This window comes from Synechococcus sp. 63AY4M2, from assembly GCF_002760475.1.
Lineage (GTDB): Bacteria > Cyanobacteriota > Cyanobacteriia > Thermostichales > Thermostichaceae > Thermostichus.
Window position 1 is genome coordinate 232,156 of sequence record NZ_AXUX01000001.1, and the last position, 4,949, is coordinate 237,104.

Consider the following 4,949-nt stretch of genomic DNA (forward strand, 5'->3'; position numbering starts at 1 on the left):
GAAAACAAAGTTTTGGTTAAAACCGCATTCTTGTTTTTGTTCTTTGTTCCAACCGAAGAGGATTCTCCCAATTGAGTGGTGCAAACAGAAGTCAATGACCTTGCGCGCAGCTTTGTGGACCGCATCCGCCGGTTTCTTTTTTCCGTAATTCGGTCAAGCTTTTGCAACCAAAACCTCTGCGGCTTGTGAGTCTTGAGCCTAGCCAGCTCCTTGTTGTGCCACTGGTTGAAGGACTTGACTTTGCGGCCATCAATGATGAAGCTATGTCCTAAGTTACTAACGCACGTAAGCCAGTTGTTGACTCCGTGGTCAATTGCTAGAGCTTTTCTCGGATCCAGCGATTGGGGTCGAGCAGGCTTGGCATAGACCCACTCCAGGTACAACAACATAGGTGGCCTTTGGACGGCTAGCTCCAGTTGAACCTACCGGAGTAGGTTGCCTGGGCAGGCTAGTCTTTCCTTGCCCTTTTCCAGCTAAAGCTGGGGGTACTTGACCCAAACCCGTGGCTTTCCCAGCGATGGCTGGTTGCTGGCGATGCCGTTTTAGGGATCCCCCACCTCAAAAGCCCACAGCCCCCGCTCAGCCGGGATGCGGTGCAACTGCCCCTGGGGAAAGCGCCGCTGCAGCGCCGCCCCCTGTTGATCCCATACCCCCTCGTTCAGGAACAGGGTAAACGGCGGCTGTAGGTCTTGGGTCGGCAAGGCCTCCGGGGAAAAAACCTGCACCTCCTGCTCCGGCCCGGCAAAAAACTGGATCCAACTCTGCCAGTAGGGGGGTTCTCCCCAACTGAAATAGGGGTAGGCGGTGCTGGCCGCCAGGTAGAAGCGGTGGTCGGGATCCCCTTGTCGAGCCGCCACGTAGCGCCCGGTGGCTCCCACATCGTTGCCCTGGGTCCAGCCCTTGTGGACAAAATCCCCAAAAATGGCCAAGTTCCATCCCCCGATCAACAGGACCGCCCCCGCCATCGCCGCTGCCGGCAGCCAACCTCTTGCCCGGGATCCCCAACGTCCCAGGAGAGCAGCCAGCGCCTGGATCCCTTCCAGGGTTAGGTAGGCTACAAAGGGCAGGATCACCAGCAGGCGAGTGTAGTTGGGGGCTTTGGTGATGGCCAAGCTAAAGAGCAGGTAGAGAAACAGGAAGCTGCCCAGGCAGAGCCAGTCGTGGGGTTGGCTGCGCCCTTTGAGAAGGCGGTAGAGCCCGGATCCCAGCCCCAGCCAGATCAAGACCCCTGTCAGGGGATCTACAAAGGCATGGCCGTAGTTGGGATAGATATAGCCCCGGTCGTGCTGGCTGGGGTCGTTGAACATACTTAGGCCGTTGCGGATGTTGCGCCACACCGCCTCGGCTGGCGTAGCGGCATTCACCCACATCTGCTGCAGCGCCCGCCCTTCTGGGAAAAAGAGAAATTGCTGGCGGGCATACTCGGCGCTCACTGGCGGAGCAGTGGCAGTGGCCACCAGAATGGGCGCAGCCACCAGGAAAAACCCCAGCGCCGCCGGCACCGTCAGCTTGGCCAAAGTCCAGAAGGGGTTGGCCTGCTTGTTTTCTCCTTGCAGATCCTCCCGGCCCAGGAGCAGGTAGAGGCCGCCAAACAGCAACCCCAGCAAGATCACCACCCGCCCCGGCAGATAGCCGTAGAGGGAGAAACCCGCTGCCCCTCCCCCCAAATACAAAAGCAGGGGATTCTTTTCCCGCACGCCCTTTAAGATCAAGGCCAGGGCCGCACACTCCACCAGCACAATCAGGTTCTCCCGCATCGCCATGCGGCTGATGCCCAGCAGAGCGTGGTTGGATCCCAGGAGGGCCGCCGCCGCCAAGGCCAGCCGGGGGTTCCAGAACGACCGAAAAAACCCGTAGGCCACCAGAATGGTGACAACCCCGAAGGTGGCATGCACCGTGCGCACATTCACCAGCGTGACTCCCCCCATCAGCCGCGTCAGGCCGCCAAAGAGGCTGAACATAAAGCGGGGAAAATAGAAGTACTCTGGCATCAGCCCAAAGATATCGGGGTAGCGTACCGCTGAAGCCCGCCGGGCCATGGAGGTGATGACAATCTCGTCGGTGTTGATCTGAAAGGGGATGTTGGCCAGGTCGTAGAGGTAGATGGGAGCAAAAACCAACGCCAATAGCCCCAGGTGCAGCAACTCCTGGCGCCAGCGCAGCCGCGTCGGATCCCAAGGGGGCTGAGCTGGGGGAAACTGGGCCACGTACAACCCCACCAACAGGATGCTCAACAACCAGATGCCAACCTGCAAGACGTGGTAGCCGAACAGCCCATACCCAAGGGTCAAGGCTATCCCCAAGCCCAAGCCGGATCCCAGCAGGGCCGGACGCCGAGAAGTTGCCAGCGTATCCCAAACCGCCATAGGACTGGAGTGAGGAACAGCACTGACCCCAGCCTACCAGGCCTCTGCCGGTGTTCGATCCCTCACCCCCGGCCCCTCTCTATGCAATATCAATAAGCAATATCAATAGCCCCGCATCGCCTCGGTCTCCCGCTCCAGTTCCGGCTCCACGAAGTTGGAGGGGTCGTAGAGGAAGCGGTTGACCTCGTCTTCAAGGCGGTAGATCTCAAAAGGCTGCAATTGCTTGCCAGTTCGCAGGGCCAGCAGGTAGCCATCCACCAGCAGGCGCAGCTCGTCAGTGCGCCGATAGCCGCGATGCCAACTGTCCACCAGCGCGTCGGTCAAAGCCTGATAGTGCCGGATCAACTTCGGGTCTTGCAACATGGGGTTCCCTTGCCCTGCTTGCTTCTATCCTAACGTTTGATGTCTGTTTGTGAGGAGGAGTTGCGAAGGGATGAGAAGCTGTGTTGTCTTAAACTGTCACTCCCCCTAACTCCCCTCGACAATGGGCAGATGCAGCCGCGAGGGGGTGTCGCTGCCGCTGTGAAGAGCGAGGGTGAGAATGCGGGCCTCGATGAGCCGCTCTTCTCGCATCCCCGTGCCTGTGTTAACGGGGTAGGCCGGGAAACAGGCCGCGCTAAGGCTGAGGCGCAGGGCGTGGCCGCGGGGAATGCGGATGCAGGTGGGCTGGCAAGGGATCCCAATGGGGGCCTTGGGCTGGGGATCCCGCAGCCGGCGGTAGCCCTGGGAAAAGTTATACACCTGGCCCTCCGGCCTCACCACCGAGAGCACGGCGCAGAGATCGAAACTGGGGCTGTCGGCTTCCACATACACTTCCACGAGAATGTCCCCTGCCAGGACGAGGTCGGTTGCCAGGGGAGAGGTGGTGTAGGTGAGAACATCGGCGCGGCAGTCGAGGGCAGAGCGCTCCTGCGGCCCGGCGGGATGGATGAGGTGGCCTCCTAGGGCCGGCACGGGTCGCCAGGGATCGTGAACAAAAGTATCCGACTGCTGCTTTGGTGGGGGCTCTGGGCGAAGGGATCCCTCTGCTTCAGAAAGGGCGGCCAGGCCGCTGCTGTGCAGGTAGAAAACCTTCGGCTCCGGCGTGGGCCAGGCCTCAAAGCTGCGCCAGCGGTTGGATCCCATCTCGAACAGGCGTACCGGCGGCTCTTGGAGGATCCCTGTGTCTTTGCCTTTGAGGAACTGGTCGAACCAGCGCACCTGCAGCCGATCGATGGGGCTGACGGCCTCGGGGCCAAAGTCCAGCGCCCCCACTTTGCGCCCCCAAGGCAGGTGGGCCCAGGGCCCGACAACCAGGTACTGAGGGTTTTGGCTGCGGGCGCTTATTTCCTTGTAAAGGCGCAGGCTGCCGGTTAGGTAGCTGTCGAACCAGCCGCCAATGTGCAACATCGGCAGATCCACCGCCTCTAGACGGGGGGAGAGCTGGCGCCAGTAGTCGTCGGGCTCGCTGTGCTCCAGCCAGTCAAAGTAATAGGACTGGGGCGCATATTGCTGCAGCACGCCTGGCTTGAGGGGGATGGGATCGTAAAGGGGCAGGTTGCGGGAGGCCTTGAAAAGGGCCTGGTAAGCGTTGGCATCGCCGCGCAGGCGCGCCCCCTCAGCTTCCAGTTGCAGGGCCCAACTGAGGTTGTTGTAGAAAGCGAAGGCTCCCCCCGGATAGGCGGCATCGGCGTAGAGATCGTAGGGCAGCATGGCTGGGCAGATGGCCTTCAGGGCGCTGGGACGGGTGGAGGCGGCATACAGTTGGGTCATGCCTTGGTAAGAAAAGCCGTACATACCCACCACACCGTTGCTCCCCGGCAAAGCGGCCGCCCAGTTGACGGCGTCGAACCCGTCCTCGGCTTCGTGGCGGAAAGGGTAGAAGGATCCCTTGGAGGTTCCCCGTCCGCGCACATCCTGGATGACCACAATGTACCCCTGGGCCGCATACCACCTGGGATGGGCATACACCACCGTCGAGGCAATGGCCCGCCCATAGGGCTGCCGCATCAGCAAAACCGGGTAGCTCCCCTCCCCTTGCGGGCGATAGACATCTGCGTCCAGTTGGATCCCGTCGCGGGTGAACATGGAAACAGTTTCGCGGGGGCGAACGGGCAACATGGCCTGGGTTGGGCTAGCGGATCTTGCCAAAGGGATACCAACCAAGGACAACCTAAGGGATCCCTGGGTGGATTCTTCCTAAGATAAAACAGAAGCCCTTATGAGAGCATGACTCTAGTCAATAATAAGCTCAACTATGCTGAAAATAATGTATAATATGTTCAGTACGGATTACTACCAGTTGATCTTTCTGTTTACTTTCGAGTCTGCCAACATGGTAGCCAAAGCAAAGCAGAAAATTGGTAGTAAGACGACACGGAAACTGCGCTTTGGGTATTCTACTCAAAGCTTTGCGGGATACCGCCATTCTGGTTGGAAACAAACAGAATGCTATCGCTGCATAGTTGAACAGTGATGTTCAGCAGTGTTCAGCGTAAATGTATCAGGGAGAAACTCCCACCAGAGTTTGAGCCCCTTCCCTGGTATTGCCCTTGATCTCCGGCCTGCTGGCGCAAACGCAGCCCCCTCCAGACCCCTCTTTTA

General features: G+C 59.6%; 4 protein-coding genes. All 4 read right to left on the reverse strand.

Annotated features, from left to right (window positions below):
• Positions 1-389 (reverse strand): transposase (locus tag SYN63AY4M2_RS01055; protein WP_206336997.1); only part of this gene is annotated, 389 nt, incomplete at its 3' end.
• Between the two features lie 153 nt (positions 390-542).
• Entirely contained in the window at positions 543-2,366 is a 1,824-nt protein-coding gene (locus SYN63AY4M2_RS01060; RefSeq protein ID WP_099812245.1) for a glycosyltransferase family 39 protein, read from the reverse strand.
• Positions 2,367-2,468: 102 nt separating this feature from the next.
• Positions 2,469-2,729, reverse strand: a complete 261-nt coding sequence (locus SYN63AY4M2_RS01065; protein ID WP_011429921.1) for a DUF6761 family protein — start codon at positions 2,727-2,729, stop codon at positions 2,469-2,471.
• A gap of 105 nt (positions 2,730-2,834) precedes the next feature.
• Positions 2,835-4,466, reverse strand: a complete 1,632-nt coding sequence (locus SYN63AY4M2_RS01070) for a CocE/NonD family hydrolase (RefSeq protein ID WP_206336998.1) — start codon at positions 4,464-4,466, stop codon at positions 2,835-2,837.
• Between the last annotated feature and the right edge of the window lie 483 nt (positions 4,467-4,949).